Source organism: Conexibacter sp. CPCC 206217 (assembly GCF_030646165.1).
In the GTDB taxonomy this organism is placed as follows: Bacteria; Actinomycetota; Thermoleophilia; order Solirubrobacterales; family Solirubrobacteraceae; genus Conexibacter.
Genome location: NZ_JAUTDO010000003.1, coordinates 527,129 through 551,739 on the forward strand (window position 1 = coordinate 527,129; position 24,611 = coordinate 551,739).

18 protein-coding genes are annotated in these 24,611 nt (G+C 72.3%); 13 read left to right on the top strand and 5 right to left on the bottom strand.

Features of this window, described 5'->3' with window-relative positions; genetic code table 11:
- Positions 1-46 precede the first annotated feature (46 nt).
- Positions 47-2,095: an HD domain-containing phosphohydrolase gene (locus Q7L65_RS10790; protein ID WP_304721066.1), complete on the top strand. Its 2,049-nt coding sequence runs from the start codon at positions 47-49 to the stop codon at positions 2,093-2,095.
- A gap of 12 nt (positions 2,096-2,107) precedes the next feature.
- Here Q7L65_RS10790 and Q7L65_RS10795 read toward each other — a convergent pair whose 3' ends face one another.
- Positions 2,108-2,653 carry a YceI family protein gene (locus Q7L65_RS10795; RefSeq protein ID WP_304721068.1) on the bottom strand — a complete coding sequence of 182 codons (546 nt, stop codon included), beginning with the start codon at positions 2,651-2,653 and terminating at the stop codon, positions 2,108-2,110.
- A 91-nt stretch (positions 2,654-2,744) separates the two neighbouring features.
- On the opposite strand from Q7L65_RS10795, the gene Q7L65_RS10800 reads away from it, so the two are divergent.
- The 4 genes from Q7L65_RS10800 to Q7L65_RS10815 all read left to right on the top strand — a co-directional run bounded on the left by Q7L65_RS10800 (position 2,745) and on the right by Q7L65_RS10815 (position 7,786).
- On the top strand, positions 2,745-3,272 hold the full coding sequence (locus tag Q7L65_RS10800) for a MarR family winged helix-turn-helix transcriptional regulator (protein WP_304721069.1): 528 nt from the start codon (positions 2,745-2,747) through the stop codon (positions 3,270-3,272).
- Between the two features lie 115 nt (positions 3,273-3,387).
- Positions 3,388-4,257, top strand: a complete 870-nt coding sequence (locus Q7L65_RS10805; protein WP_304721071.1) for an SGNH/GDSL hydrolase family protein — start codon at positions 3,388-3,390, stop codon at positions 4,255-4,257.
- A gap of 129 nt (positions 4,258-4,386) precedes the next feature.
- A complete protein-coding gene (locus tag Q7L65_RS10810; protein ID WP_304721072.1) occupies positions 4,387-4,563 on the top strand; it encodes a hypothetical protein in 177 nt (58 codons plus the stop codon).
- 205 nt (positions 4,564-4,768) lie between these two features.
- Entirely contained in the window at positions 4,769-7,786 is a 3,018-nt protein-coding gene (locus tag Q7L65_RS10815; protein ID WP_304721074.1) for a choice-of-anchor D domain-containing protein, read from the top strand.
- 9 nt (positions 7,787-7,795) lie between these two features.
- Here the strand turns inward: Q7L65_RS10815 and Q7L65_RS10820 are convergent, their stop codons facing one another.
- A complete protein-coding gene (locus Q7L65_RS10820) occupies positions 7,796-9,082 on the bottom strand; it encodes an amidohydrolase family protein (protein WP_304721076.1) in 1,287 nt (428 codons plus the stop codon).
- A complete protein-coding gene (locus Q7L65_RS10825; RefSeq protein ID WP_304721077.1) occupies positions 9,079-9,495 on the bottom strand; it encodes a hypothetical protein in 417 nt (138 codons plus the stop codon). The genes Q7L65_RS10820 and Q7L65_RS10825 overlap by 4 nt, the downstream gene beginning before the upstream one ends.
- A 166-nt stretch (positions 9,496-9,661) precedes the next feature.
- Between Q7L65_RS10825 and lon the strand changes: the two genes are divergently transcribed.
- From lon to Q7L65_RS10845, 4 genes are all read left to right on the top strand, one after another.
- The gene (gene lon / locus Q7L65_RS10830; RefSeq protein ID WP_304721079.1) at positions 9,662-12,025 is read left to right on the top strand and encodes an endopeptidase La; all 2,364 of its coding nucleotides are present in this window, start codon (positions 9,662-9,664) and stop codon (positions 12,023-12,025) included.
- A 198-nt stretch (positions 12,026-12,223) separates the two neighbouring features.
- A complete protein-coding gene (locus Q7L65_RS10835; RefSeq protein ID WP_304721081.1) occupies positions 12,224-13,696 on the top strand; it encodes an NAD-dependent succinate-semialdehyde dehydrogenase in 1,473 nt (490 codons plus the stop codon).
- 104 nt (positions 13,697-13,800) lie between these two features.
- Positions 13,801-15,192 (top strand): trypsin-like serine protease, encoded by a 1,392-nt coding sequence (locus tag Q7L65_RS10840; protein ID WP_304721082.1) that lies wholly within the window; start codon positions 13,801-13,803, stop codon positions 15,190-15,192.
- Between the two features lie 197 nt (positions 15,193-15,389).
- Complete coding sequence (locus Q7L65_RS10845; protein WP_304721085.1) at positions 15,390-16,607, top strand: trypsin-like serine protease; 1,218 nt, start codon at positions 15,390-15,392, stop codon at positions 16,605-16,607.
- 27 nt (positions 16,608-16,634) lie between these two features.
- On the opposite strand, the gene Q7L65_RS10850 is transcribed toward Q7L65_RS10845, so the two are convergent.
- Positions 16,635-16,841, bottom strand: a complete 207-nt coding sequence (locus tag Q7L65_RS10850) for a hypothetical protein (RefSeq protein WP_304721087.1) — start codon at positions 16,839-16,841, stop codon at positions 16,635-16,637.
- A gap of 24 nt (positions 16,842-16,865) precedes the next feature.
- On the opposite strand from Q7L65_RS10850, the gene Q7L65_RS10855 reads away from it, so the two are divergent.
- The 4 genes from Q7L65_RS10855 (at position 16,866) to Q7L65_RS10870 (ending at position 22,665) form a co-directional block, all read left to right on the top strand.
- Entirely contained in the window at positions 16,866-18,617 is a 1,752-nt protein-coding gene (locus Q7L65_RS10855) for an ABC transporter ATP-binding protein (RefSeq protein WP_304721088.1), read from the top strand.
- Positions 18,614-20,512: an ABC transporter ATP-binding protein gene (locus Q7L65_RS10860; protein ID WP_304721090.1), complete on the top strand. Its 1,899-nt coding sequence runs from the start codon at positions 18,614-18,616 to the stop codon at positions 20,510-20,512. Before Q7L65_RS10855 ends, Q7L65_RS10860 begins: the two co-directional genes overlap by 4 nt.
- Before the next feature lie 127 nt (positions 20,513-20,639).
- Entirely contained in the window at positions 20,640-21,860 is a 1,221-nt protein-coding gene (gene fdhA, locus Q7L65_RS10865) for a formaldehyde dehydrogenase, glutathione-independent (RefSeq protein ID WP_304721092.1), read from the top strand.
- A gap of 94 nt (positions 21,861-21,954) precedes the next feature.
- Positions 21,955-22,665, top strand: a complete 711-nt coding sequence (locus Q7L65_RS10870; RefSeq protein ID WP_304721093.1) for a Crp/Fnr family transcriptional regulator — start codon at positions 21,955-21,957, stop codon at positions 22,663-22,665.
- Positions 22,666-22,734: 69 nt separating this feature from the next.
- On the opposite strand, the gene Q7L65_RS10875 is transcribed toward Q7L65_RS10870, so the two are convergent.
- A complete protein-coding gene (locus Q7L65_RS10875) occupies positions 22,735-24,498 on the bottom strand; it encodes a hypothetical protein (protein WP_304721095.1) in 1,764 nt (587 codons plus the stop codon).
- Between the last annotated feature and the right edge of the window lie 113 nt (positions 24,499-24,611).

The window sequence follows — 24,611 nt, forward strand, 5'->3', positions numbered from 1 at the left end:
CGCTTTGGCCGATGACCCGCTCAGCGACCATCGAGGAAGGACTGATTTGCAGCAAATCATCTCGGGGGCGCCGCTGCGGCGGATGTTGGCGGCGCTGACGACGATCGGCATAGGGCTTCTGCTCGCGTACGCGCTGATCGACGTCGGCGGGCGCGTCTCCGACGCGTTGATCGACGACGGGATCTACCTCGCGCTGGAGCTCGGAGGCGCGATCGCCTGCCTGGTGCGCGCCGTGCTCGTGCGCGACCGCCGTCCCGCGTGGATCTGCATCGGCCTCGCGATCCTCGTCTACGCGCTCGGCGACGCCGTCTGGGGGATCGCGACCGGCCGCGGCGCGACGCCGTGGGGAGCGGACGCGGCCTACCTGCTCTTCTACCCGCTCTGCCTCGCTGGACTGGCGCTGCTGCTGGCCGACGGACGCGACCGCGTCGCCACGCGCCTCTGGATCGACGGCCTGATCGGCGGCCTGGTGGTCGGCGCCTACGCGGTCGCGTTCGCCTACGAGCCGATCGTCACCGCCAGCACGACGAGCTCGACGCAGACGGCGCTGCACCTCGCCTACCCGCTTGCGGACCTCGTGCTGGTCGGAATCGTGCTGACCGCGTTCGCGTCGCAGGCGTGGCGGCCCGGCGGCGTGTGGGTGCTGCTCGGGCTCGGGATGACGATCTTCACCGTCGCCGACACGCTGTTCGCCTACCAGACCTCCGCCGGCATCTTCGACGACGACTCGATCGTCTCGGCGCTGTGGCCGACCGCGCTGGTGCTGTGGGGCTGGGCGGCGTGGCAGCCGTGGCGCCCGCGCCGCGCCGACAGCAGCTTCGGCTTCCAGGCGTTCGTGATGCCGTCGGTCTTCGCCGGCTTTGCGGTCGCGCTGCTCTGCTACGGCCAGTTCGCCGACGTCGCGACCGCCGCGGTGCTGCTGGCGACCGGCGCGCTCGTCGTCGCGACGCTGCGCGCCGGCTGGACCTTCATGGAGTACACGCGGCTGCTGCGCACGACGCGCGCGGAGGCGATGACCGACGGGCTCACCGGCCTGCCCAACCGCCGCCGCCTGATGCACGACCTCGAGCGTGCCGTCGCGCTGTGCCTCGCCGACGCGCGCGGGCGCCACCGCCAGACGCTCGCGTTCTTCGACCTCGACGGCTTCAAGGGCTACAACGACGGCTTCGGCCACGCCGCCGGCGACATGCTGCTGGACCGCCTCGCGGGCCGCCTCGCCGAGGTCGTCGTCGGCCACGGCCGCGCCTACCGGCTCGGCGGCGACGAGTTCTGCATCCTGCTCGACGAGGCCGCCAGACCCGACGACGCGATCGTGCAGGCGGCCGTCGACGCACTGCGCGAGCAGGGCGAGGGCTTCCGCGTCGGCGCCTCCTACGGGCTCGTCGAGATACCGGCCGAGGCCGAGTCGGCCACGCACGCGCTGCAGCTCGCCGACCAGCGCATGTACGCGGCCAAGGACGACTCGCGCCAGTCGAGCCGGCGCCAGACCAGCGACGTGCTGCTGCAGGTGCTGCGCGAGCGCGAGCCGGAGCTGCGCGACCACCTCGAGGGCGTCGCGGCGCTCGTCGTCGGCGTCGCGCGACGGATGGGCCTCAGCGCCGAGCAGGTCGACGAGGTCGCGCGCGCGGCCGAGCTGCACGACATCGGCAAGATCGCGATCCCCGACGCGATCCTGCACAAGCCGGGCCCGCTCGACGCCGACGAGTGGCGGCTGATGCGCGAGCACACCGTCGTCGGCGACCGGATCCTCGGCGCGGCGCCGGCGATGCGGCCGGTCGCGGCGATCGTCCGCTCCAGCCACGAGCGCTACGACGGCGGCGGCTACCCGGACGGGCTGGTCGGCGAGCGGATTCCGCTCGGCGCGCGGATCGTCGCGGTCTGCGACGCGTTCGACGCGATGACGAGCGAGCGTCCCTACAAGGGCAGAGTGCTGCGCGCCGACGCGCTCGCGGAGCTGCGCCGCTGTGCCGGCTCGCAGTTCGACCCGGTCGTCGTCGAGGCGTTCTGCGCGGTCGCGGCGGAGGCGGAGCGGGCCCCGGACGCACAAACGCCGTCGGCGGCCGAGCAGGCCGCCGACGGCGTCAGCAGTTCCTGATCCAGGCGGGCGCTACGCCTTGACGGCGGAGATGTCGAGCGTGAGCTTGACCTTGTCGCTGACCAGCATGTTGCCGGAGCCGAGCGCCTGGTTGAACTTCATCTCGAAGTCGCTGCGGTTGATCTGACCGGTGACCGAGAGGCCGACGCGGTCGTTGCCCCACGGATCGGTGTCGGAGCCCTCGAAGACGGCCTCGAGCGTGATCGACTTCGTGATGCCGTGGATCGTGATGTCCCCGGTGATCTTGAACGTCTCGTCGTCGACGGGCGTTATCGCGGTCGAGGTGAACGTGATCTGCTCGTGCGTGGCGGCGTCGAAGAAGTCGGGCGAGCGCAGGTGCTCGTCGCGCTGCGCCTCGTTGGTGTCGACCGAGGCGACCTGGACGGTGCCGCTGGCGGTCGCCGTGCCGTCCTCGGCGATCGTGAGGCTGCCGGCGAATTCCTTGAACTTCCCCTTCACCGTGGCGATGCCCATGTGCTTGACCTGGAAGCCGACTTCCGAGTGCGCAGGATCGACGTTCCAGGTACCGGTGGGGACGGAGGTGACAGTGGCGGACATTGATGCTTTCCTTCCAAGGACGGGTGAACTGATTGCGTGAGCAACAAGGTAGCACCAAGTGATTGCGCACGCAACTGTTATCCTCTTTCACATGGCAATCCACCTCTCACCCATCTCCCCTCTCCCCGCCCCGGCGGACGTCGGGCTGGACGAGCACGGCGGATCGACCTGCGGCGCGGACGACTGGGCCCGCCTGTCCGAGCATGAGACCAACGCCTGGCACGGCTTCCTGCAGGCGCATGCGGAGATCCAGGTCGAGCTCGAGCACGAGCTGCAGACCGCCCACCAGCTCTCCTTCAGCGACTACTTCGCGCTGCTCGCGCTCGAGAAGGCGCCCGGCGGCCAACTGCGGATGCACGACCTCGCCAAGCCCGTGCGGCTGACGCGCAGCGGGCTGACGCGGCTCGTCGAACGGCTCGAACGGATCGGGCTGATCGAGCGCCGCCCCTGCGAGGACGACGCGCGCGGCACCGAGGCGCGCATCACCGACGCCGGGCGCCTGCTCGTCCACGCGGCCTCCGCGACCCACCTCGCGGGCGTGCGCCGGCGCTTCCTCGAGCGCTTCTCCCCCGCGGAGCTGCAGGTCCTGGCCGAGCAGTTCGGCCGCCTCGCCGGTTGAGCCAGGGCGGCCAGGCTGGCCAGCCAGCCGGTTGTCGGTTGACAACCGGCACCTCTTTCCGTTCTGATGGATGCGGGGCCGGATTCACCGCATCTGTTCAAGGGGAGAGAAGTCAATGCCGTCACGCCTGTCCGCGCTCGTCGCCGCGTTCGCGACGCTGCTCGTCGCGCTCGCCTGCGCCGCCGCGCCGTCACTCGCCGCCTCGGGCGCATACGTCTCGCTCGGCGACTCGTACACCGCCGGTCCGCTGATCCCGAACCAGAGCCTGTCGCCGCTCGGCTGCCTGCGCTCCGACAGCAACTATCCCCACGTCGTCAGGCCCGGTCTGACCGACGTCGCCACCTTCGCCGACCCGAGCTGCTCGGGCGCGACGACCGACGACATGTTCAACACGCAGGGCGTCACGCCCGGCCCGAACCCGCCGCAGCTCGACAGCGTCGGCAGCGACGCGCGCGTCGTCACGCTCGGGATCGGCGGCAACGACATCGGCTTCACCGACATCGTCACGAACTGCGCGCGGCTGAACCCGTTCGACCCGTGCCGCGACGACTACGTCTCCGGCGGCAGAGACCAGATCTCCGACAGAATCGCCGCGACGCGGCCGGATGTCGAGGCCGTCATCGCCGAGATCCACAGACGCGGGCCGAGCGCGAAGGTGTTCGTCGTCGGCTACCCGACGATCCTGCCCGCGACCGGCTCCGGCTGCTGGCCGACCGTCCCGATCGGCCCGACCGACACCGCCTACCTGCGCGCGAAGACCGCCGAGCTGAACGCGATGCTCGCCTCCGCGGCGGCCGCCGCGAGAGCGATCTTCGTCGACACGGCGACCTCCAGCGTCGGCCATGACGTCTGCAAGAGCGCGAGCGTCAAGTGGGTCGAGGGGCTGATACCGGTCAACACCGCCGCCCCCGTGCACCCGAACGCGAACGGGATGAGAAACACCGGCGCGGTCGTGCTCGCCGCGATCCTCAGAGCCGGATACTAGAAGCCGGCTACCAGGAATCGGTGCGGCGGCCTCGGCCGGGGGCCGCCGTACTGTTGTTCCATACGGCGAAAGAGCCTGTACAGAACGTTGGACTCGTGGCCCACGGAAATTCGCCCCCGTGAGCGCATCATGCTCTCCATGCAGACCACTTCACCCATCCGCCGCTACGTGATCGTTCGTCATCGCGATCACGGCACGGCGTCCTCCCGCTGGAGCATGGAGCGTGTCGCTTCCGCCCAGCGCGAGACGCCGGCCGCGCCGGTGACAGCGCCGCAGCCGCAGCCGCAGGCTGCCCGCGCCGCGTAGCCCCAGACTCACCGCGGTACACCGCGTTCCCCGGCGTCCGCGCCGCTCCGCACACCCTCGGTCGGAGCGGCGGGGTCGCCGGGGACGCTTCTCTTCTGCATCCCCGGTCGTCGCGCGTCGCCCGCGGTGCGGCGGTCCGACGACGACCGCACGTCACAGCGGTTGCCGCTTGTGATCGCGCCGTCGGCTCACTACCGTCAAGTTTGTGAGCTTTCGTCAGCTCTTGGTAGGGATCGCGTGCCTCGGGCTGGCGCTCTGCACCGCGTCCGCCGCGACTGCGCTCACCGCGCCCGCGCCGCTGCCGACGAACGCCGCCGACGCGCTGCGCACCGGCTGGTATCCGAACCAGCCCGGTCTCGCCCCTGCGACCGTCAGCAGCTCGCAGTTCGGCCGCCTCTTCAAGGTCCCGGTCGACGGCCAGGTCTACGCCCAGCCGCTCGTCTTCCAGAACACGCTGCTGATCGCGACCGAGGACAACAACGTCTACGGGCTCGATCCCGCCACCGGCGCGCAGCGCTGGACGCCGAGAAACTACGGCGTGCCGTTCAACGCCGACGACGTCGGCTGCGCGGACCTCTCGCCGCACGTCGGGATCACCGGCACGCCGACGATCGACCCCGACACCGGCCGCGCGTACTTCACCGCGAAGTCCTACGACGGCGGCACCGGCGCGCCGCGCTACGACCTGCACGCGATCAACGTCGCGACCGGCGTCGAGGCGCCCGGCTTCCCGGTGCCGCTGACGGGCCACGCCGACAACAACACCCAGATCCCGTTCAACGCGAGATACCAGCTGCAACGACCCGGCCTGCTGCTGCTCGACGGGGTCGTCTACGCGGGCTTCGCCGGGCACTGCGACAGAAACCCGTGGAAGGGCTGGATCTTCGGCGTCAGAGCCGACACCGGCGCGATCACGGCCCGCTGGATCGCCAACTCCAACGGCGTCGACGGCGCCGGCATCTGGCAGTCCGGCGGCGGGCTCGTCTCAGACGGACCCGGCAGAATCCTGGTCACGACCGGCAACGGGCAGGCGCCGACGAGACCGCTGCCGGGCACGTCCCCGCCCGACGGGCTCGGCGAGGCGATCGTGCGGCTCGACGTGCGCGACGACGGCAGTCTCAGACCCGTCGACTTCTTCGCCCCCTACGACGCGGAGGACCTCGACACCTGGGACGCCGACTTCGGCTCGACCGCGCCGACGGTGCTGCCGCGGCCGTGGTTCGGCAACAGAAGACTCGCGGTCGCCGGCGGCAAGGCGGGCAACTTCTACCTCTTCGACGCCGATCGCCTCGGCGGCATGATGCAGGGGCAAGCCGGCGGCGACGACGTGCTGCAGGAGCTCAGCTCGCTCGGCGGGACGTGGTCGCGCTTCGCGGTCTGGCCCGGCGACGGCGGCTGGATCTACTATCCGACCGCCTCCAACGGCAGCTCGGCGAGCGGCAGCGAGGGCAAGCTGCAGGCACTCGAATTCGGCACCGACGCCGACGGCAACCCGCGCTTCAGCCTCTCGGGCAGATCGGATGACCCGTTCGGCTTCGGCTCCGGCGCGCCGGTCGTCACATCGGTCGACGATCTCTCCGGCAGCGCGCTGCTGTGGATCGTCTACGCCCCCAACGGCGAGGGCTACGGCGCCGAGCTGCGCGCCTACGACCCGATCCCCGTCGGCGGCATCCTGCAGCTGCGTCGCAGCTTCCCGCTCGGCCGCTCGTCGAAGTTCGCGTCGCCGGGGATCGCCGACGGGCGCGTCTTCGTCGGCACCCGCGACGGCTTCGTGCAGGGCTACGGCGTGCCGGCGAACGCGCCGCTGGTCGGCAGCAGCGCGACCTTCCCGACGACGATCGTCGACACCACCAGCGCGCCGATCAACGTGACGCTGACGGCGACGAGAGCGCTGACGATCACTAGAGGGACCGTCGGCGGCCCGTTCGCGGCGACGTTCGGCAGCTTCCCGCAGAGACTCGCGGTCGGCGACCAGGTCACGATCCCGGTCAGATTCAGACCGACGACGTGGGGCGCCACCGGCGGGACGCTGTCGCTGGAGACGAGCGAGGGCCCGGTCGACGTCGGGCTCGCCGGCACGGCCGAGGCGGCCGAAGGGCTGCTGGTCGCCAGCACGCCGGTCGTGCGCTTCGGCGGCGTCCTGCCGGGCGGCAGATCGACCAGCGCCGCGACGCTCACGAACGTCGGCGCGACACCGGTCGTGCTCAGAGCGACGACGCTGCCGCAGGCGCCGTTCAGCCTCGACGAGCCGCTGCCGCTGTCGCTGCCCCACGGCGGCAAGGTGACGATCACGTTCACGTTCGCGCCGACGACGACGGGATCCTACGAGACGGAGCTGGTGATCGACCAGGGCGCGGCCGCGGCTCCCCTCGTCCTCGGCCTGACCGGCACGTCGGTGACGGCCGCACACCTGCAGATCACGCCGCCGGCGCTCGACTTCGGCGCGGTCGCCGTCGGCACGCAGCAGACGCGCAGCTTCGTGCTGCACAACAGCGGCGGCGCGGCGCTGACGCTGACGAAGTCCAAGCCGCCGACGCTCGACCGCTTCGTCCCCGCAACCCCGGGCGCCCCCGACGGCAACCCGATCCCCGAGGGCACCGTGATCCCCGGCGACGGCTCGATCACGGTCTCCGTCCGCTTCTCGCCGACCGCGGTCGGCGCGCTGAGCGACACGTGGGTGCTGAACGCGACCGACGACGGTGGCGGGGTGCGCGAGGTCGGCATCAGCGGGACAGGCGTGACGCCGACGCCGCCGGATGACGGTGGAGGCGGAGGCGGCGGCCAGACACCTCCCAACGGTCCGCCGGCTGGGCCCGAGCCAGTCCCACCGACCCCGATTCCACCAGCGCCGGCGCCGAGACCCAGAGGCGAGATCGCCGGTAGAAACGCGCTCTCCCCCGTCTTCGCGATCAGATCGCTGCGCATCCGCGCGCGATCGAGCGTCCGGGTGAGAGTGAGCTGCCCGCGGGCGAGCCCCACGACCTGCCGTGGCAGACTGAGCCTGCTCGGCCGCACGAGCGCCCACGGCGCACACTCCGCCGCGCTCGGCAGCGCGAGCTACGCGATCCCGGCGGGGCGGACGCAGTCGATCACGGTCAGGCTCACGCGCGCGGCGCGCAGACAGCTCGCGAACGGCCGCGCCCTGCGTGGGACCGCGCAACTGCTCCCGCGCGGCGCGCACAGAGCCGTGCACGCCGCGCTGACGCTGCTGCCGCCCAAGTAGGCGGCCGCCCTATTCCAACTCGAGCTCCGTCGGCACCGGCACGTCCGGGGTGCGGGCGACGTTGAGGGCGAGGGCCAGCAGGTGGACGGCGCCGGGCAGGACGCCCGGGACCTCCTTCGCCATCTCCAGCGCGAGCGAGCGCTCGTAGGCGTCGAGCAGGTCGACGATCACGCGGCAGTGGGCGGCCTGCGGGGAGTCGGCGGGGACGGCGCAGGAGAGCCGTGCGAGCGCGAACATCTCGGTGCTCGGGATCCTTGCGACGAGCTGGCCGAAGCCGGCCGTCAGATAGGTCGCGACGCGATCCAGCAGCACGTCCACGTCGACCTTCGTCGCGCCCGACGGCTGGCCGCCGTCGAGCGGCTCCTCGCCCGCGAGCAGCCGCTGCATCTGCGCGCCGAGCACCATCTTGATCCGCTCGTCGTCGATCCCCGACTGGCGCGCGATCCGGATGATCTCCAGCGCCGTTATCGGCGTGCGGCCGTACGGCGCGTCGCTGGCGAACAGGATCTGGCCGGCGGGCACCGTCGCGAACAGCGTCAGCAGATCGGCCGGCGCCCACCACGAGGTGTCGAAGTAGAGGTTCGGCAGCTCCTGCGCCTGGCGGCCGATCCAGGCGAGGTCGCTGATGCCCGCGTGCGCGAGGATCAGCCGCACGCCGGGGTAGCGCGTCGCGACCTGGACGGCGTGCGCGCCGAGCGACGGGATCCCGCGGCCGGCGTGCACGAGCACGGGCACGCGGCGCTCGTGCGCGAGCGCCCAGGTGTCCTCCAGGCGCGCGTCGTCGAGCTGGAACTCCTCGCCGCGCGGGTGCAGCTTGAGGCCGCGCGCGCCGGCGTCGAGCGTGCGGCGCGCCTCGTGCGCGGGCTCGACCGCCGGATCGACGCGGCCGAACGCGGTCAGCCGTCCGCCGGAGGCGGCCGCGGCGGCGATCACGGCGTCGTTGGGGCCCGGGTAGCCGCCCGGCTCTCTGAGCGGGAAGACGACGCCGTGCGCGTCGGCCTGGACGAGGTGAGCGATCAGCTCGTCGGGCGAGCAGCGCATCGTGTCCGGGTCGTGCTCGCCGACGTGCGTGTGCGCGTCGACGATCGCGACCGAGGACGGGTCGCCGCCTCCGAGCGCCGCGCGCTCAGCGGTGTACCAGTCGAGCACCCCGGTGGCGACGTCGAGATCGGGGCGGCCGAACGTCGCAGCGACCTCAGCCATCCGCGCGCCGGCAGCGACGCCACCATCGGACGCGACCGGTCCGCCCGCGAGCGCCTCGGCCGCGGCGCCGCCGTCCGCATCCTGCGCGCTCACAGCGGCAGGCGGTCGCGCAGCTGCGCGGCCTTGCTGCGCCTGCGGGAGCGTCGCTTCAACGCGAACGCGACGGCACCGAGCGCGGTCGCGGCCAATCCCACCAGCAGAGGCGTCTTCTTCGACGACGGCTCGGGCGCGGCGATCTCGACGCTCGTGTCGGCGTGATGGCGCGGCGCGGGCATCGCGAACTCCTCCGCGGCGAGCACGTCGTGCGGCTGCTCGCCCTGCGGGTCGGCGGGCAGCTCGACGGGGCCCTGCTCGTGGATCGCGGCCTCGGGCGAGGGCCCGGGGAACTCGTCGGCCGCCAGCACGTCGTGCGGCTCCTCACGCGCGCCCGGCTTCGCGGGCGTCGCCGGCTCGACCGGTCTCTTCGCCGGCTTCGCGGGTCTCTTGTTCGGCTCGCTGTCGCTCATCCTGACCAATCTTTCCAGATATCTGACCCGGGAACCATGGGTTCTCGCAAATTCGCCCCTACACGGCCGTTCGTGCAAAACTTGAGCGGCAGGGACTCACATCATCAACGTGTGGCTATACTCGCTTACCCATGGTAAGTCCTTCGACAGGAAGTGACGCAGCGACATGAGCCGACTTCTGCTCGTCCCATTGGAAGACGCCGTCGTCTTCCCCAACATGACGCTGTCCCTCGCCGTCGACGTCGGCGACGAGGAGCGCGTCCTGCTCGTTCCCAAGCACGAGAACGAGTTCGCGAGCGTCGGCACCGTCGCCGACGTCGTCGAGCACGTCCGACTGCCCGGCGGCGCCCGCGCCGTCACCCTCAACGGCCTCTACCGCGGCGTCGCCGGCGCCGCCCAGACCGCCCCCGACGGCAAGCTCTACGTCGAGGTCGAAGAGCGCCCCGACGCCGAGCCCGTCGACGGCCGCACCCGCACGCTCGAGCGCGAGTACCGCGCCGTCGTGGAGGAGCTGCTGGAGCTGCGCGGAGACGACGGCCGCATCCAGGCCTTCGTGCGCGCGATCACCGACCCCGGCACGCTCGCCGACACCTCCGGCTACTCGCCCGACATCTCCTTCGAGCAGAAGGTCAGGCTGCTGGAAACGCTCGACGTGACCGAGCGGCTCGAGCTGGGCGTCGCGCTGCAGAAGGAGCGCCTCGCCGAGCTGCAGGTGCGCACGCGCATCCGCGACGACGTCCAGAACGGCGCCGAGAGACAGCAGCGCGAGTACTTCCTGCGCAGACAGATGGAGTCGATCCGCAAGGAGCTCGGCGAGGACGACGCCAACGTCGTCGACGAGTACCGCAGAAAGATCGCCGAGGCCGGCATGCCCGACCACGCGCGCGAGCAGGCCGAGAAGGAGCTGGGCCGCCTGGAGCGCATGGGCGAGCAGTCCGGTGAGGCCGGCACGATCCGCAGCTACCTCGACTGGCTCGTCGCGATCCCGTGGAGCAAGAGATCCGAGGAGAAGCTCGATCCGGTCGCCGCGCGCGCCGTGCTCGACGCCGACCACGAGGGCCTCGACGACGTCAAGGAGCGGATCACCGAGTACCTCGCCGTGCGCAAGCTGCGGCAGGAGCGCGGGATGGACGTTTCGCGCTCCGGCCGTCGCGCTTCCGACACCGCCGACGCCGACGGCGACGCGGTCGGCGAGCGCCGGCCTACGCGCGACGTCGCCGCAGCGGGCGCGATCCTCACGCTGATCGGTCCCCCCGGCACCGGCAAGACCTCGATCGGCGAGTCGATCGCGAGAGCGACCGGCCGCGAGTTCGTGCGCATGTCGCTCGGCGGCGTGCGCGACGAGGCCGAGATCCGCGGTCACCGCCGCACGTATGTCGGCGCGCTCCCGGGCCGCCTCGTGCGCGCCCTGCGCGACGCCGGCACGATGAACCCGGTGATCATGCTCGACGAGGTCGACAAGGTCGGCGCCGACTGGCGCGGCGATCCCAGCGCAGCGCTGCTGGAGGTCCTCGACCCGGCGCAGAACCACTCGTTCCGCGACCACTACCTCGACCTCGAGCTGGACCTCTCCGGCGTGCTGTTCCTCGCGACCGCGAACGTCGCGGACACGATCCCCGGCCCGCTGCTGGACCGCATGGAGGTGATCCGCTTCGACGGCTACACAACCGCGGAGAAGACCGCGATCGCACGTGGCTACCTGTGGAAGCGACAGCTCGAGCGCAATGGCCTGCGGCCCGACGAGGTCGAGATCGACGACGCGCTGCTGCAGCAGATCGCGACCGAGTACACGCGTGAGGCCGGCGTCCGCCAGCTCGAGCGCACGCTCGGCACGGTCCTGCGCAAGACCGCGACGCGGATCGCCTCCGGCACCGCGACCGCGCCCGTGAAGATCGAGCTGGACACCGTGCGCGACGCGCTCGGCCGCCAGCGCTTCTTCCAGGAGGCGGCGATCCGCACCGCCGTCCCCGGCGTCGCGACCGGCCTCGCCGTGACCGGCACCGGCGGCGACGTGCTGTTCGTCGAGGCGGTCAAGATGCCCGGCAGAAACGGACTCGTGCTGACCGGCCAGCTCGGTGACGTGATGAAGGAGTCGGCGCGAATCGCGCTCTCCTACGTGCGCGGCCACACGAGCGAGCTGGGGATCGACGAGCACACGTTCGACGAGCACGGCGAGTTCCACGTGCACGTGCCCGCTGGCGCGATCCCGAAGGACGGCCCGAGCGCCGGCGTGACGATGGTGACCGCGTTCACCTCGCTGCTGACCGGCCGCCCGGTGAAGCACACGGTCGCGATGACCGGCGAGGTCACGCTGCAGGGCCGGGTGCTGCCGATCGGCGGCGTCAAGCAGAAGGTGCTCGCGGCCCACGCGGCCGGCCTGACCGACGTGATCCTTCCGGAGCGCAACCGCGGCGACCTCGACGACGTGCCCGAGGACGTGCGCGAGCAGATGACGTTCCACTTCGCGATGACCGTCGACGAAGTGCTCGCCGTCGCGCTCGAGCCGAGCCGCGCCGGAGCGGCTGCGTAAGCGGCCTTCGGCTTGGAAGCTCCCCTCCGTCGCGCTCAGCCGCGCGGCGGAAGGGGGGAGCTTCCGGTTCCGCGCCCCTCGTTCGCCGTCCTGGCGCACCGCTGGCGGGGGACCCTGGACGTTTCGTCGGGGCCGCTCGCGATAGCTTCCAGCGTCGAGTCCCACTTGACAGGCAGACCGCGACCAGCTGGAGCAGCCGTGAGCACGATCACCCCCTCGCAGGAGCAGGCCGTCATCGATCAGGTCCGCAAGGGCCTCTACATCGGCGGCGAGTGGCGCGACGCCACCGGCGGCAAGACGCTCGGCGTCGAGGACCCGTCGAACAGAACGACGCTGACCGAGATCGCCGACGGCACGCCGGACGACGCGCTCGCCGCGCTGACCGCCGCGCACGACACGCAGGCGTCGTGGGCCGCGCACCCGCCGCGCGAGCGGGGCGAGATCCTGCGCCGCGCCTTCGAGCTGATCCAGCAGCGCACCGACGAGCTGGCGATCCTGATGACGCTCGAGATGGGCAAGCCGATCGTCGAGGCGAAGGCCGAGATCGGCTACGCCAACGAGTTCTTCCGCTGGTACTCCGAGGAGGCCGTGCGGATCGACGGCCGCTACGGCATCTCTCCGACCGGCAGAGGCCGGATGCTGACGATGAAGTCGCCGGTCGGCCCGTGCCTCTTCATCACGCCGTGGAACTTCCCGCTCGCGATGGGCACGCGCAAGATCGGCCCCGCGATCGCCGCCGGCTGCACGATGGTCGTCAAGCCCGCGCAGCAGACGCCGCTGTCGATGCTGGCGCTGGCGCAGATCCTCGAGGAGGCCGGGCTGCCGGCCGGCGTGCTGAACGTCGTCACCTCGTCGAGATCGGGCTCGCTGATGGCGCCGCTGATCTCCGACCCGCGCTCCCGCAAGCTCTCCTTCACCGGCTCGACCGAGGTCGGCCAGAAGCTGATGCAGCAGGCCTCCGAGCAGTTGCTGCGCGTCTCGATGGAGCTGGGCGGCAACGCGCCGTTCCTCGTCTTCGACGACGCCGACGTGGACGAGGCCGTCGAGGGCGCGATGCTCGCCAAGATGCGCAACATGGGCGAGGCCTGCACGGCCGCCAACCGCTTCCACATCAGCGAGAAGGTCTCCGACGAGTTCACGACCAAGCTCGCCGAGCGGATCGGCGCGCTGAAGATCGGCCGCGGCACCGGCGACGGCGTCCAGGTCGGCCCGCTCGTCGACGGCGGCCAGCGCGACACCGTCCGCGGGCTCGTCGACGACGCGATCTCCAAGGGCGCGACCGCGGTGGTCGGCGGCACCGACGTCGACGGCGCCGGCTACTTCTACAAGCCGACGGTCCTCTCTGGCGTGACTGCCGACGCGCAGCTGCTGAGAGACGAGATCTTCGGCCCGGTCGCGCCGGTGATCTCGTTCGACGAGGAGGAGGCGGCCGTCGCCGCCGCCAACAACACGCAGTACGGCCTCGTCGCCTACGTCTTCACGAAGGACCTGAGACGCGCGCTGCGCGTCGTCGAGGGCCTGGAGACCGGCATGGTCGGTCTCAACCAGGGCATCGTCTCCAACGCCGCGGCGCCGTTCGGCGGCGTCAAGCACTCGGGCTTCGGCCGCGAGGGCGGGCGCGAGGGGATCGAGGAGTACCTCGACACGAAGTACGTCGCGATCAACCTCTAAAGGCTGATCAGAGCTCGTCATCTCCGCCGGTTCCTGTCTTCGGCGGCTGACGAGCGGCCGAAGTTCGCGCTTACGAAACCCGGCGAGCGGGTCGATACCGCTGTATGCGTCCCGCCGCCTTCCTCTCGCTGCTCGTCGCGCTCGCACTCACCCTCTCCTCGAGTGCGGGCGCGGCGGGTGAGCGAGCGGCCACGCCCAGCCCGAACGTCGTCGGCGGCACCGACGCCGCCCCGGGCAGCTGGCCGTTCGCCGCATACGTCCTCGCGGACTTCTCCGACGGCGCGCACGCCTGCACCGGCTCCGTCGTCGGGCCGGGCGCGATCCTGACCGCCGCGCACTGCGTCGTGGACCAGGACAGCGGCGCGGTCGTCGCGCCGGATGCCGTGATGGCGGTAACCGGCCGTCGCGACCTCGGCGACGCCTCCAGCGGGACGATCCACGACGTGCTCGCGGTGCACGTCCATCCCGGCTACGACGTGGAGAGCCGCCGCGACGACGCCGCGCTGCTGGCGCTCGCGACCGCCTCCCCCGCCCCGTCCATCGCGCTCGTCGCGCCCGCCGACGACGCGTTGACCGGCGCCGGCACCGCGGCCGCGTTCGCCGGCTGGGGAACGACGTCCGGCAGCGGCACGCAGACGCCGTCCATGCTGCAGACCGCGACGACGACGCTGCAGAGCGACACGACCTGCCGCCGTCGCCTCACCGGCTTCGACGCGGCGACGATGCTGTGCGCGACCGACACGCGCACGACCAGCTCCGTCTGCCGCGGCGACAGCGGCGGACCGCTCGTCGTCGCGTCGGCCGACGGCAGCTGGGTGCAGGCCGGGATCACCAGCTGGGGCAGCAGCACCTGCAGCCCGCGTCAGCCGCAGGCGTTCGCCCGCGTCAGCGCGATCTCGGACTGGGTCGCGCGGCTGCTGCCGTCGCTGACGCCGCCCCCGCCGGCAGTCCCCGATCCGGTCGTGCCGGATCCGAGCACGGGCGATGACGGCGCCGACGCGCCTGACGGGGCCGACGGGCCCGACGCCGATCTCGGCACCGACGACGCTGACGGCGACGACGGGCTGCCCGACGACGACGCGATCGACGACGGTGTCCTCGACGACGACGCGCCTGCGGCGGACGACCGCGGCAGGCCGACCGCCCGCGCCCCGCTCGCCGCGCTGGCCGGCGCGCGTCTGCACGGCACGACCGCGCAGCACCGCGCGATCGTCCTGCGCGTCGCCCGCGACGGCAGCGCGATCGGCGCGCTCGACCTGCGCTACCGCCTGCGCTGCGGCAGCGAGAGCACGCGCGTCGCCCGCCTGCGCGTCACCAACCTCGCGGCGCGCGTGGACGCCCGCGGCGCGTTCTCGGCCAGACGCACGAGCGGCACCGCCCGCCTGCGCCTGAGCGGCCGCCTCACCGCCCCCAGACGCGTGGCCGGGACGCTGCGCGTCGTCGCCCGCCGCGCGGGCTGCGACACCGGCGCGGTCCGGTACAGCGTGCGGCGCTGACGCGCTCGGCGCACGTGGGCCGACCGATCCGCTCGAACGTGACAGGAGTGCAGAAGATTTAGCGGTTTTTCGCACAGCTGCCGATTGAACAGGTCATGCCGGCCTCCGGTACCCGACCTCGCAGCCCTGCCTACCGCGTCGCCGCCGCGCTCGCGACCGCGCTTCTCCTCCTCGTCGTCGGCACGAGCGCACCGGTCTTGGCATCGAATGGTCCGAAGGCCGGCGTCAGCGTCGTCGGCGGCACGCAGGCTCAGCCGGGCGTGCTCTCCTCGATCGTCTTCGTCACCTCGCAGACCAGCGCCGACTCGGCGATGGCCTGCGGCGGCACCGTGATCGCCCCGACCGTCGTGCTGACCGCGGCGCACTGCGTCGTCGACGCCCGCACCGGCAGCCCGCGCCCGGCGCGCGGGATCGCGGTCACGAGCGGGCGGCTCGTGACCGCGCAGGCGGGCAGCGGGCAGGATCTCGGCGCCACGCGCGTGCTCGTCGACCCGCTGTTCGACCCGGCCACGATCCGCAACGACGCCGCGCTGATCTTCCTCACCGCCCCGGCCGCCGTCGCGCCGATGCCGCTGCTGAGCGCTGGCGAGGCCGCGCTCGCCGCCCCCGGCACGCGCGTCGCGTTCGCCGGTTGGGGGGCGACGATCGGCAGCTCCGACCAACCCTCGCCGCAACTGCTGAGCACCACGACGACGCTGCTGGAGGACACCGCCTGCGGGCGCCTGCTGGGCGACGACTTCGACCCCGCGGTGACGCTCTGCGCGGTCGACGCGGGCAGCTTCGCCAGCTCCACCTGCCACGGCGACTCCGGCGGCCCGCTGCTGCTGCGGCGCGCCGACGGCAGCTGGGTGCAGGCCGGCATCACGAGTTGGGGCAGCCTCGGCTGCGACCCGCGCGTGCCGCAGGCGTTCACGCGCGTCAGCGCAGTCGGCGGCTGGATCGCGGAGGGCGTCGCGGCGGCGCCGGCGATCCCGCCGACGGTGAGCAGCGCGGCCACGCCCGCACGCGACACCGTCGTGGCCGGGGGCGGCGCGGTCGGGGGGCGCGGATCGTCCGTCGCGATCGCCGCCGCCCGCTACCGCGGCAGCACGCGCCAGCACCGCGCGATCGCGCTGCGCGTCGCCGCCGGCGGACGCAGGGTCGCGGCGGTCGAGTTCGGCTACCGCGCGCGCTGCGGCCGCAGCTGGCGCGCCGGCACGTTCCGCTCCGCGGCCGGCACGCGCCTGCCGATCGCGACGCGCTCCAGCGGCGGCGCCTTCACGACGCTGCGCGCCGACGGCCACGGCCGCCAGGTCCGCGTGCGCGGCGCCTTCACCCGCAGGGGCCGCCTCAGCGGCACGGTTCGCGTCAACTGGCGCGAGCGCGGCGGCGTCCGCTGCGACAGCGGCGTCGTGAAGTACTCCGCGCGCCGCTAGCGCTTGACTTCAAGCACGCTTGAGGGCCTAGCCTTCTGCGTCGTGCTCGTCCACCCTCACTTCCGCGCCCTCCTCGAAGCCGCCGCACACGAGCACGGGCAGGCGCGGGTACCGTGGGTAGGCGGGATCGTCTCTCGCGCGTCTGCAGAGCGAGAAGACGGAGCCGCGGGTGTTCCGTACGACTCTCTGATGGAGGCACTTGACGCACAGTCCGATCGCGGGAGCCGAGCCCATGGGCGCCACTATACTTTCTGAAGCATGCTGAGGTTCAGGCGACTTCTCGGATTCCTGCGGCCCTATCGACGGGCCGTCTTCGTGTCGTTCGCCTTTGCCGCCGCGGCGATGGTCGCGACCGTCGCGATCCCGTGGCTGACCGGCCGCGCGATCGACTCGACGCACAGCGGCGACCGCACCGAGCTGATCTGGCTCGCGGTCGGCGTCGGCGTCGCCGGCCTGCTGCGGCTCGCGCTCAGCGTCGCGCGTCGGCTCGTCGCAGGGCGCGTCTCGCTCGCGGTCGAGTACGACCTGCGCGAGCAGCTCTACGGCCACCTGCAGTCGCTCGAGCTGGGCTTCTTCGACCACCAGCAGACCGGCCAGCTGATGTCGCGCGTGACCGTCGACCTGCAGGCGGTCCGCTTCTTCCTCGGCTACGGCCTGATCTTCATCGGCCAGGCGCTCTTCACGATCATCCTCGCCGGGATCGCGATGTTCCTGCTGCAGCCCGGGCTGGCCGCGATCGCGCTCGCGCCGGTCCCGTTCGTCGTGCTGATCGCGTTCCGCTTCGGCCACCGTTCGCGCCCGGCCAACCAGGAGGTCCAGCAGCGGATCGCGGAGCTGACCGCCGAGGCCGAGGAGAACGTCTCAGGCGTGCGCGTCGTGAAGGCGTTCGCGCGCGAGCAGCGCCAGCAGGAGCGCTTCGACCACCGCGTCGCGCGCGTCTTCGAGCAGTCGATGATCGCCACCCGTCTGCAGGCCTTCTACGCCCCGTTCATCGGCTTCCTGCCGAACCTCGGGCTCGCCGCGATCCTCTTCGTCGGCGGCCGCCAGGTGATCGACGGGACGCTCACCGTCGGCGAGTTCACCGCCTTCTACGCCTACCTGCTGCTGCTGATCTCGCCGATGCGCACGCTCGGCTACCTGCTCGGCGCCTCCCAGCGCGCGGCCGCCTCCGGCGCGCGCATCTTCCAGCTGCTGGACCGCGCGCCCGCGATGAGCGTGCCCGACGACGCCGGGCCGCTGCCGCCGGGCGACGGGCGCGTCGAGCTGCGCGGCGTCTCGCTCGCCTTCGAGGGCGCGCGGCAGCGCGCGCTGTCCGACGTCGACCTCGTCGTCGAGGCCGGCACGACGATCGCGCTCGTCGGCGCGACCGGCGCCGGCAAGACCGCGCTCGTGTCGCTGCTGCCGCGGCTCTACGACGTGACCGAGGGCGAGGTCCTGATCGACGGCGCCGACGTGCGCCAGGTCGACCCGCGCGCGCTGCGCAGCGAGATCGCCGTCGTCACCGACGACCCGTTCCTGTTCTCCGCCACCGTCCACGACAACATCGCCTACGCGCGGCCGGACGCGACCCGCGAGGAGGTCGAACTGGCCGCCCGCCGCGCCCGCGCCGACGGCTTCGTGCAGGAGCTGCCCGACGGCTACGACACGATGATCGGCGAGCGCGGCCTGACGCTCTCCGGCGGCCAGCGCCAGCGCGTCGCGATCGCCCGCGCGCTGCTCGCGAACCCGCGCATCCTCGTGCTCGACGACGCGACCTCCGCGGTCGACGCCTCGACCGAGCGCGAGATCAAGGCCGCGCTGCGCGAGGTGATGGCCGGCCGCACGACGTTCGTGATCGCCCACCGCCTCTCCACGATCTCGCTCGCCGACGAGATCGTCGTGCTGGAGCGCGGCCGCATCGTCGCGCGCGGCAGCCATGACGAGCTGGTCGAGAGCGACGAGCTGTATGCCGAGATCGCGCAGAAGGGGCTGCCGGACCTGGTTCCGACCCAGGAGGCCGTCGGCCAATGAGCGATCAGGACAGAAGAGTCGACGCGCGCCGCTTCAGCGAGGGCGCGAGCGCGCTCTCGACCGGCGCGATCGGTCCCGAGACGACCGCCGGCAGCGAGGCCGACCGACTCGCGGACCTGCGCCGCCGCCTGCGCCAGACCTCCGGCCGCGGGCGCAAGCTGCGCGGGCTGCTGGTGCTGCTGCGGCCCTACCGCGGCCGCGTCGCGCTGATGTTCCTCGGCCTCTTGCTCGCGACCGGCGCCGCGCTCGCCCCCGCGCCGCTGGCGAAGCTCGCGATCGACGAGGGGATCCGCCAGAAGGACGTCGCCGCGCTCGACTGGATCGTCGTCGGCTTCGTCGCCTCCGCGCTGATCTACTGGGCCGCGACCTACCTGCAGACGTACATGACCGGATGGGTCGGGCAGCGTGCCCTGCAGGACCTGCGGATCCAGCTGTTCCAGCACATCCAGTCGCTGTCGCTGGGCTTCTACTCGCGCAACCGCGCCGGCGTCGTGATCTCGCGCATGACCAACGACGTGCAGGCGCTCGACCAGCTCGTCACCGACGGCGTCACGACGTTGTTCCAGTCGACGCTGATGCTGCTCGGCGTGATCGTCACGCTGCTGATCTTCGACGTCGAGCTGGCGCTCTACACGTTCCTCGCGATCCCGCTGCTGGCGCTCGGGGCGCTGGCCTTCCGGATCGCATCCGCCGACGCCTTCCGCCGCACGCGCGAGCGGATCGCGGCGATCACCGGCTACCTGCAGGAGACGCTGTCGGGGATCCGCGTCGTGCGCTCGTTCGGTCAGGAGAAGCGCCACCTCAGCCGCTTCGCCGACCTCAACGAGGCCAACCGCAGAGCGAACATGACGACGGTCTACCTCAACGCCGCCTACTTCCCGGCGGTCGAGCTGCTGTCGGCGATGGTGACGGTCGCGATCCTCGTGATCGGCGGCATCGAGGTGATCAACGGCAACACCTCGACCGGCGTCGTGTTCGGCTTCATCGCCGCGCTGAACAACTTCTTCGACCCGATCCAGCAGCTGTCGCAGCTGTACACGACCTACCAGTCCGGCATGGCCGCGCTCGACAAGATCTTCGAGCTGCTCGACGAGGAGCCGGAGCTGACCGACAAGCCCGGCGCGAGGGAGCTGGGCCCGATCCGCGGCGAGCTGCTGTTCGACGGCGTCTCGTTCCGCTACGGCGGCGCCGACGACGAGGACGGCGCGTGGGCGCTGAGAGACGTCCGGCTGCGGATACCGCCGGGCCAGACGGTCGCGCTCGTGGGCGAGACCGGCGCCGGCAAGTCGACCTTCGCGAAGCTCGCCGCGCGCTTCTACGACCCGACCGAGGGGCGCGTGACGGTCGACGGCAACGACCTGCGCGACGTGACCGCGCACTCGCTGCGCTCGCAGATGGGGATCGTGCCGCAGGAGGGCTTCCTGTTCAGCGGGACGATTGCGGAGAACATCGCCTTCGGCCGGCCCGACGCGACCGACGAGGAGGTCGAGGCGGCGGCCCACGCGGTCGGCGCCGACGTCTTCGTCGAGCAGCTCGACAACGGCTACGACACGGAGGTCGGGGAGCGCGGCGCGCAGCTGTCCGCCGGCCAGCGCCAGCTGATCGCGTTCGCCCGCGCGCTGATCGCCGACCCGCGCATCCTCGTGCTCGACGAGGCGACCTCCAACGTCGACATCCACACCGAGACGCGGATCGAGCAGGGCATGCGGCGGCTGCTCGCCGGCCGCACCGCGATCGTCGTCGCGCACCGGCTCTCGACGATCCAGCACGCCGGCCTGATCGTCGTGCTGGAGCACGGCCGCATCGTCGAGCAGGGCACGCACGACGAGCTGCTCGCCGCGGGCGGGCGCTACTGGTCGCTGTACCGCGACTGGGCCGAGCACGCCGCCGCGTAGCGCCTTCCAATCCTTCTCTGAGGTCCTATAGGATTTGCCTCACCGATCGTCTGTTAAAGAGGGTTGGGAGACTCCGGAGCGGGCAGCTCCATCCTGTACGGCCAGGCACGATCTGAGGAGTGGAGAGATGGCGGACAGCAATAGCGGCGTGGTCTACATGGGCCCCGGCACCGTCGAGGTGCAGGAGATCCCCTACCCCACGTTCACGCTCAGAGACGGCCCCGGCGTGCACCCCGACAGCATCGGCCGCGAGTGCCGGCACGGTGTCATCCTCAGGATCGTCTCGACGAACATCTGCGGCAGCGACCAGCACATGGTGCGCGGTCGCACGACCGCGCCCGAGGGCCTGATCCTCGGTCACGAGATCACCGGCGAGGTGATCGAGGCCGGGCCGGACGTCGAGTTCATCAGAGTCGGCGACCTCGTCTCGACGCCGTTCAACATCGCCTGCGGCCGCTGCGTCAACTGCAAGGAGCGCAAGACCGGCATCTGCCTCAACACCAACCCGGCGCGGCCGGGCGCGGCGTACGGCTACGTCGACATGGGCGGTTGGCCGGGCGGGCAGGCGAGGTACGTGATGGTCCCGTACGCGGACTTCAACCTGCTCAGATTCCCCGACAAGGAACAGGCGATGGAGAAGATCCTCGACCTGACGATGCTGTCGGACATCTTCCCGACCGGCTACCACGGCGCCGTCACCGCGGGCGTCACGACCGGTTCGAGCGTCTACGTCGCCGGTGCCGGCCCGGTCGGCCTCGCGGCCGCCCACGCCGCGCAGCTGCTCGGCGCCGGCGTCGTGATCGTCGGCGACCTGCAGCCGGAGCGGCTCGCGCAGGCGCGCAGCTTCGGCTGCGAGACGATCGACGTCTCCAAGGGCGACCCGGGCGACCAGATCGCGGAGATCCTCGGCTCGCCCGAGGTCGACTGCGGTGTCGACGCGGTCGGCTTCGAGGCGCACGGCCACGGCTCCGACGCGGGCAGAGAAGCGCCCGCGACGGTGCTCAACTCGCTGATGACGCTGACGCGCGCCGGCGGCGCGCTCGGCATCCCCGGCCTCTACGTGACCGGCGACCCGGGCGCCAGCGACGCGGCCGCGCAGGAGGGCTCGCTGTCGATCCGGATCGGCCTCGGCTGGGCCAAGTCGCACACGTTCTCGACCGGCCAGTGCCCGGTGATGAGCTACCACCGCGGCCTGATGGAAGCGATCCTCAACGACCGCTGCCAGATCGCGAGAGCGGTCAACGCGACGGTCATCACGCTCGAAGACGCCCCGCAGGGCTACAGAGACTTCGACAGAGGCGCCGCGGAGAAGTTCGTGCTCGACCCGCACGGGCTGATCGCCGCGTAGTACGTCGAAGGGGCGGTGGGCGGCCAGGCGCGGCGGGCCTCGTCAGCAGAGGCCGCCGCGCCGATGCCGCCCGAGCGCGCGGTACGGTTCAGCCGTGGCACGCGACGAGTTCACACTGCTGGCGGGCGCCCCGCCGGAGCAGGTGCAGGAGCTGCTGTCGCACGGCCGCCGCCGCCACTTCTCCGCCGGCGAGGTCGTCTTCCACGCGGGCGACCCCGCCGACTGCATCCACTTCGTGCGCGCCGGGCGCTTCGCGGTGCGGATCACGACCGAGTTCGGCGACGTCGCGACGCTCAACGTCGTCGGCCCCGGCGACGCGTTCGGCGAGCTGTCGCTGCTGACCCCGGACGCGCCCCGCAGCGCGACGGTCGCGGCGCTCGAGAGAGCGGAGACGCTGTCCGTCCACGAGATCGACTTCCGCCGCCTGCGCAGAGAGCGCCCGCAGACCGACGTGCTGCTGACCCAGCTGCTCGCCGCCCGCGTCCGGAGGCTCTCCGAGCAGCTCGTAGACGCGCTCTACCTGCCGGCCGAGACGCGTGTCCGGCGGCGGCTGCTCGATGTGGCGCGCGCGTATGGCGACGGTGCCGGCGGCGCAAGCGCCGAGTCCGACGCCTCCGCGAACCTCGCCGGTGCCCGCGTCCCGCTGACCCAGGAGGAGCTGGCCAGCCTCGCCGGCACCTCGCGCGCGACCGTCAACAAGGTCCTGCGCGAGGAGCAGGAGCACGGCACGCTCGAACTCGCCCGCGGCCGCACCACGCTGCTCGACGCGGCGGCGCTGGAGCGCCGGGCGCGCGGGTTCGGTTAGGGGCCGCGCCGCCCGGCAGTCGCGCTGGCCGTCGCGCTGGGCCGTCGCGCTCGGCCGCGGGCTCCGGCGCTACGGCGCTCTGCGCGCTCGCGCCGGTCTTCTCGGCGGCGCCAGGAAGCTTCTGCCGGCGCGCACGAGCACGGTGCGGCGCAGGACGAAGGCGGTCACGGCGACCTTGCCGCGCGTCACCTTCACGAACGTGCCGGGCCGTGGATCGCGCGGGCAGCGGTCGACGATCGTCCAGCGCGTCCCGCGCACGATCGCCGCGCCGTATCTCCCCTGCGTCCGGATCCGCCCGTCCGCATCGACGTCGACCCGTCGTCCCTTGCGCCCCTTCTTGCGCTTCTTCGCGACGCTCGCGCGCGGCCGGGGGCTGGCTGGAGCGCATCCCTCCAACGGCCCCGACAGCACCAGCGTCCCGGGCAGCTGACCGCGGTCCAGCGCGCCGGTCTGGCGCACGATGAAGCGCCCGCCGCCGACCACGGCGCTCGCCCTGCGGCCTGCGCTGGTCGTCGTGAACAGCAGCCGGACGCGGCCGTTGCGGGCGTCCAGCTCGCTGCCGAGCGGGATCCCTCTGACGCTGTCGAGCGCGACGAAGCGGCGCGTGCCGGGCAGACGCACGAGGATCGTGCCGGAGACGGGCGCGACGACGGTCGTGCTGCCGCGCACCGGCGGCGCGACGCCCGGCGGCACCTGTCTCGTCGGCGTCGGCGTGCTCGTGCCCGGCGGCGGGTCCGTCGTCGCGTCGGGGACGGGCACGATCGCGCGCACGCGGTGGTTGAAGGAGTCGGCGATCCGCAGCCGCGTGCCGTCTGCCGCGACCGCGCGCGGGTGCGAGAGCTGCGCGACGGTCGACAGCCCGCCGTCGCCGCTGAAGCCGAGCGCCCCGGTGCCCGCGATCGTGCGGATGATCCCGGCGGCGCTGACCTCGCGGATGCGCTCGTTGCCGGTGTCGGCGATCGCGATCGAGCCGTCGGGGCGCACCGCTACGCCCTCGGGCTGGTTGAGCGTCGCGGCGGTCGCGGATCCGTCGTCGCCGCTGAACGGAGCCACGCCCGACGAGCCCGCGACGGTCGTGATGACGCCGTCGGCGCCGACGCGGCGGATGCGGTTGTTGCCGGTGTCGGCGATCAGGTAACCGCCGCCGTCGAGCGGCACGACGCGGGCCGGCGCTCTGAGCCCGGCCGCGGTCGCCGGGCCGCCGTCCCCGAGCAGCGTGTTGGACGGGAGCCCCGCGACGGTCACCAGCAGCCCGCCGCCGGGGAGCACCCGCGCGATCCGGTTGTTGCCGGAGTCGGCGATCAGGAAGCCCCCGTCGGCCAGCGCCGCGACGCCCTGCGGGGCGTTGAGGCTGACCGTCGTCGCATTGTCGCCCGAGCCGTAGCCGGCGATGCCGTTGCCGGCGACGTTCGTGATGATCCCGCCCGCGCTGACGCGGCGGATGCGGTTGTTGCCCGTGTCGGCGATCAGGAAGCCCCCGTCAGGCAGCGCAGCGACCCCGCGCGGCTGGTTCAGCCGCACAGTCGGATCGGTCGCCGCGATGCCGTTGCCGGCGTACGGCTCGATCGTCCCACAGCACGGCCCTGCGCCCGCGACCGTCGCGATCACGCCGGCCGCGTCGACCCGGCGGATGCGGTTGTTGGAGGTGTCGGCGATCAGATAACCCTCGCTGCTGGTGAACGGCGACACGTCCGACGGCGAGGTCAGCAGCGCTCTGATCGCGAAACCGCCGTCGCCGGAGAAGCCGCCGGTCCCGCTGCCGGCGACCGTGTCGATGCGATCGGCGGAGGACGCGGGCGCCGCGGCGGCGCCGAGCGCGACGGCGGCGATCAAGGAGAGAGCAGATGCGCGATGGGAGCGGGTCACGAACCGAATCTTGGCGCGGAGCGACAGAGCGGACTGTCGCAGACCTGGCCGAGCTTGTGTCGAATGCGCGACACTCACGC

Bases quoted from the DNA above. Each gene is read 5' to 3' on its own strand.
- Q7L65_RS10795 (WP_304721068.1), bottom strand. From the start codon at position 2,653: ATGTCCGCCACTGTCACCTCCGTCCCCACCGGTACCTGGAACGTCGAT.
- Q7L65_RS10800 (WP_304721069.1), top strand. From the start codon at position 2,745: ATGGCAATCCACCTCTCACCCATCTCCCCTCTCCCCGCCCCGGCGGAC.
- Q7L65_RS10805 (WP_304721071.1), top strand. From the start codon at position 3,388: ATGCCGTCACGCCTGTCCGCGCTCGTCGCCGCGTTCGCGACGCTGCTC.
- Q7L65_RS10810 (WP_304721072.1), top strand. From the start codon at position 4,387: ATGCTCTCCATGCAGACCACTTCACCCATCCGCCGCTACGTGATCGTT.
- Q7L65_RS10825 (WP_304721077.1), bottom strand. From the start codon at position 9,495: ATGAGCGACAGCGAGCCGAACAAGAGACCCGCGAAGCCGGCGAAGAGA.
- lon (WP_304721079.1), top strand. From the start codon at position 9,662: ATGAGCCGACTTCTGCTCGTCCCATTGGAAGACGCCGTCGTCTTCCCC.
- Q7L65_RS10840 (WP_304721082.1), top strand. From the start codon at position 13,801: ATGCGTCCCGCCGCCTTCCTCTCGCTGCTCGTCGCGCTCGCACTCACC.
- Q7L65_RS10850 (WP_304721087.1), bottom strand. From the start codon at position 16,841: ATGGGCTCGGCTCCCGCGATCGGACTGTGCGTCAAGTGCCTCCATCAG.
- Q7L65_RS10855 (WP_304721088.1), top strand. From the start codon at position 16,866: ATGCTGAGGTTCAGGCGACTTCTCGGATTCCTGCGGCCCTATCGACGG.
- Q7L65_RS10860 (WP_304721090.1), top strand. From the start codon at position 18,614: ATGAGCGATCAGGACAGAAGAGTCGACGCGCGCCGCTTCAGCGAGGGC.
- fdhA (WP_304721092.1), top strand. From the start codon at position 20,640: ATGGCGGACAGCAATAGCGGCGTGGTCTACATGGGCCCCGGCACCGTC.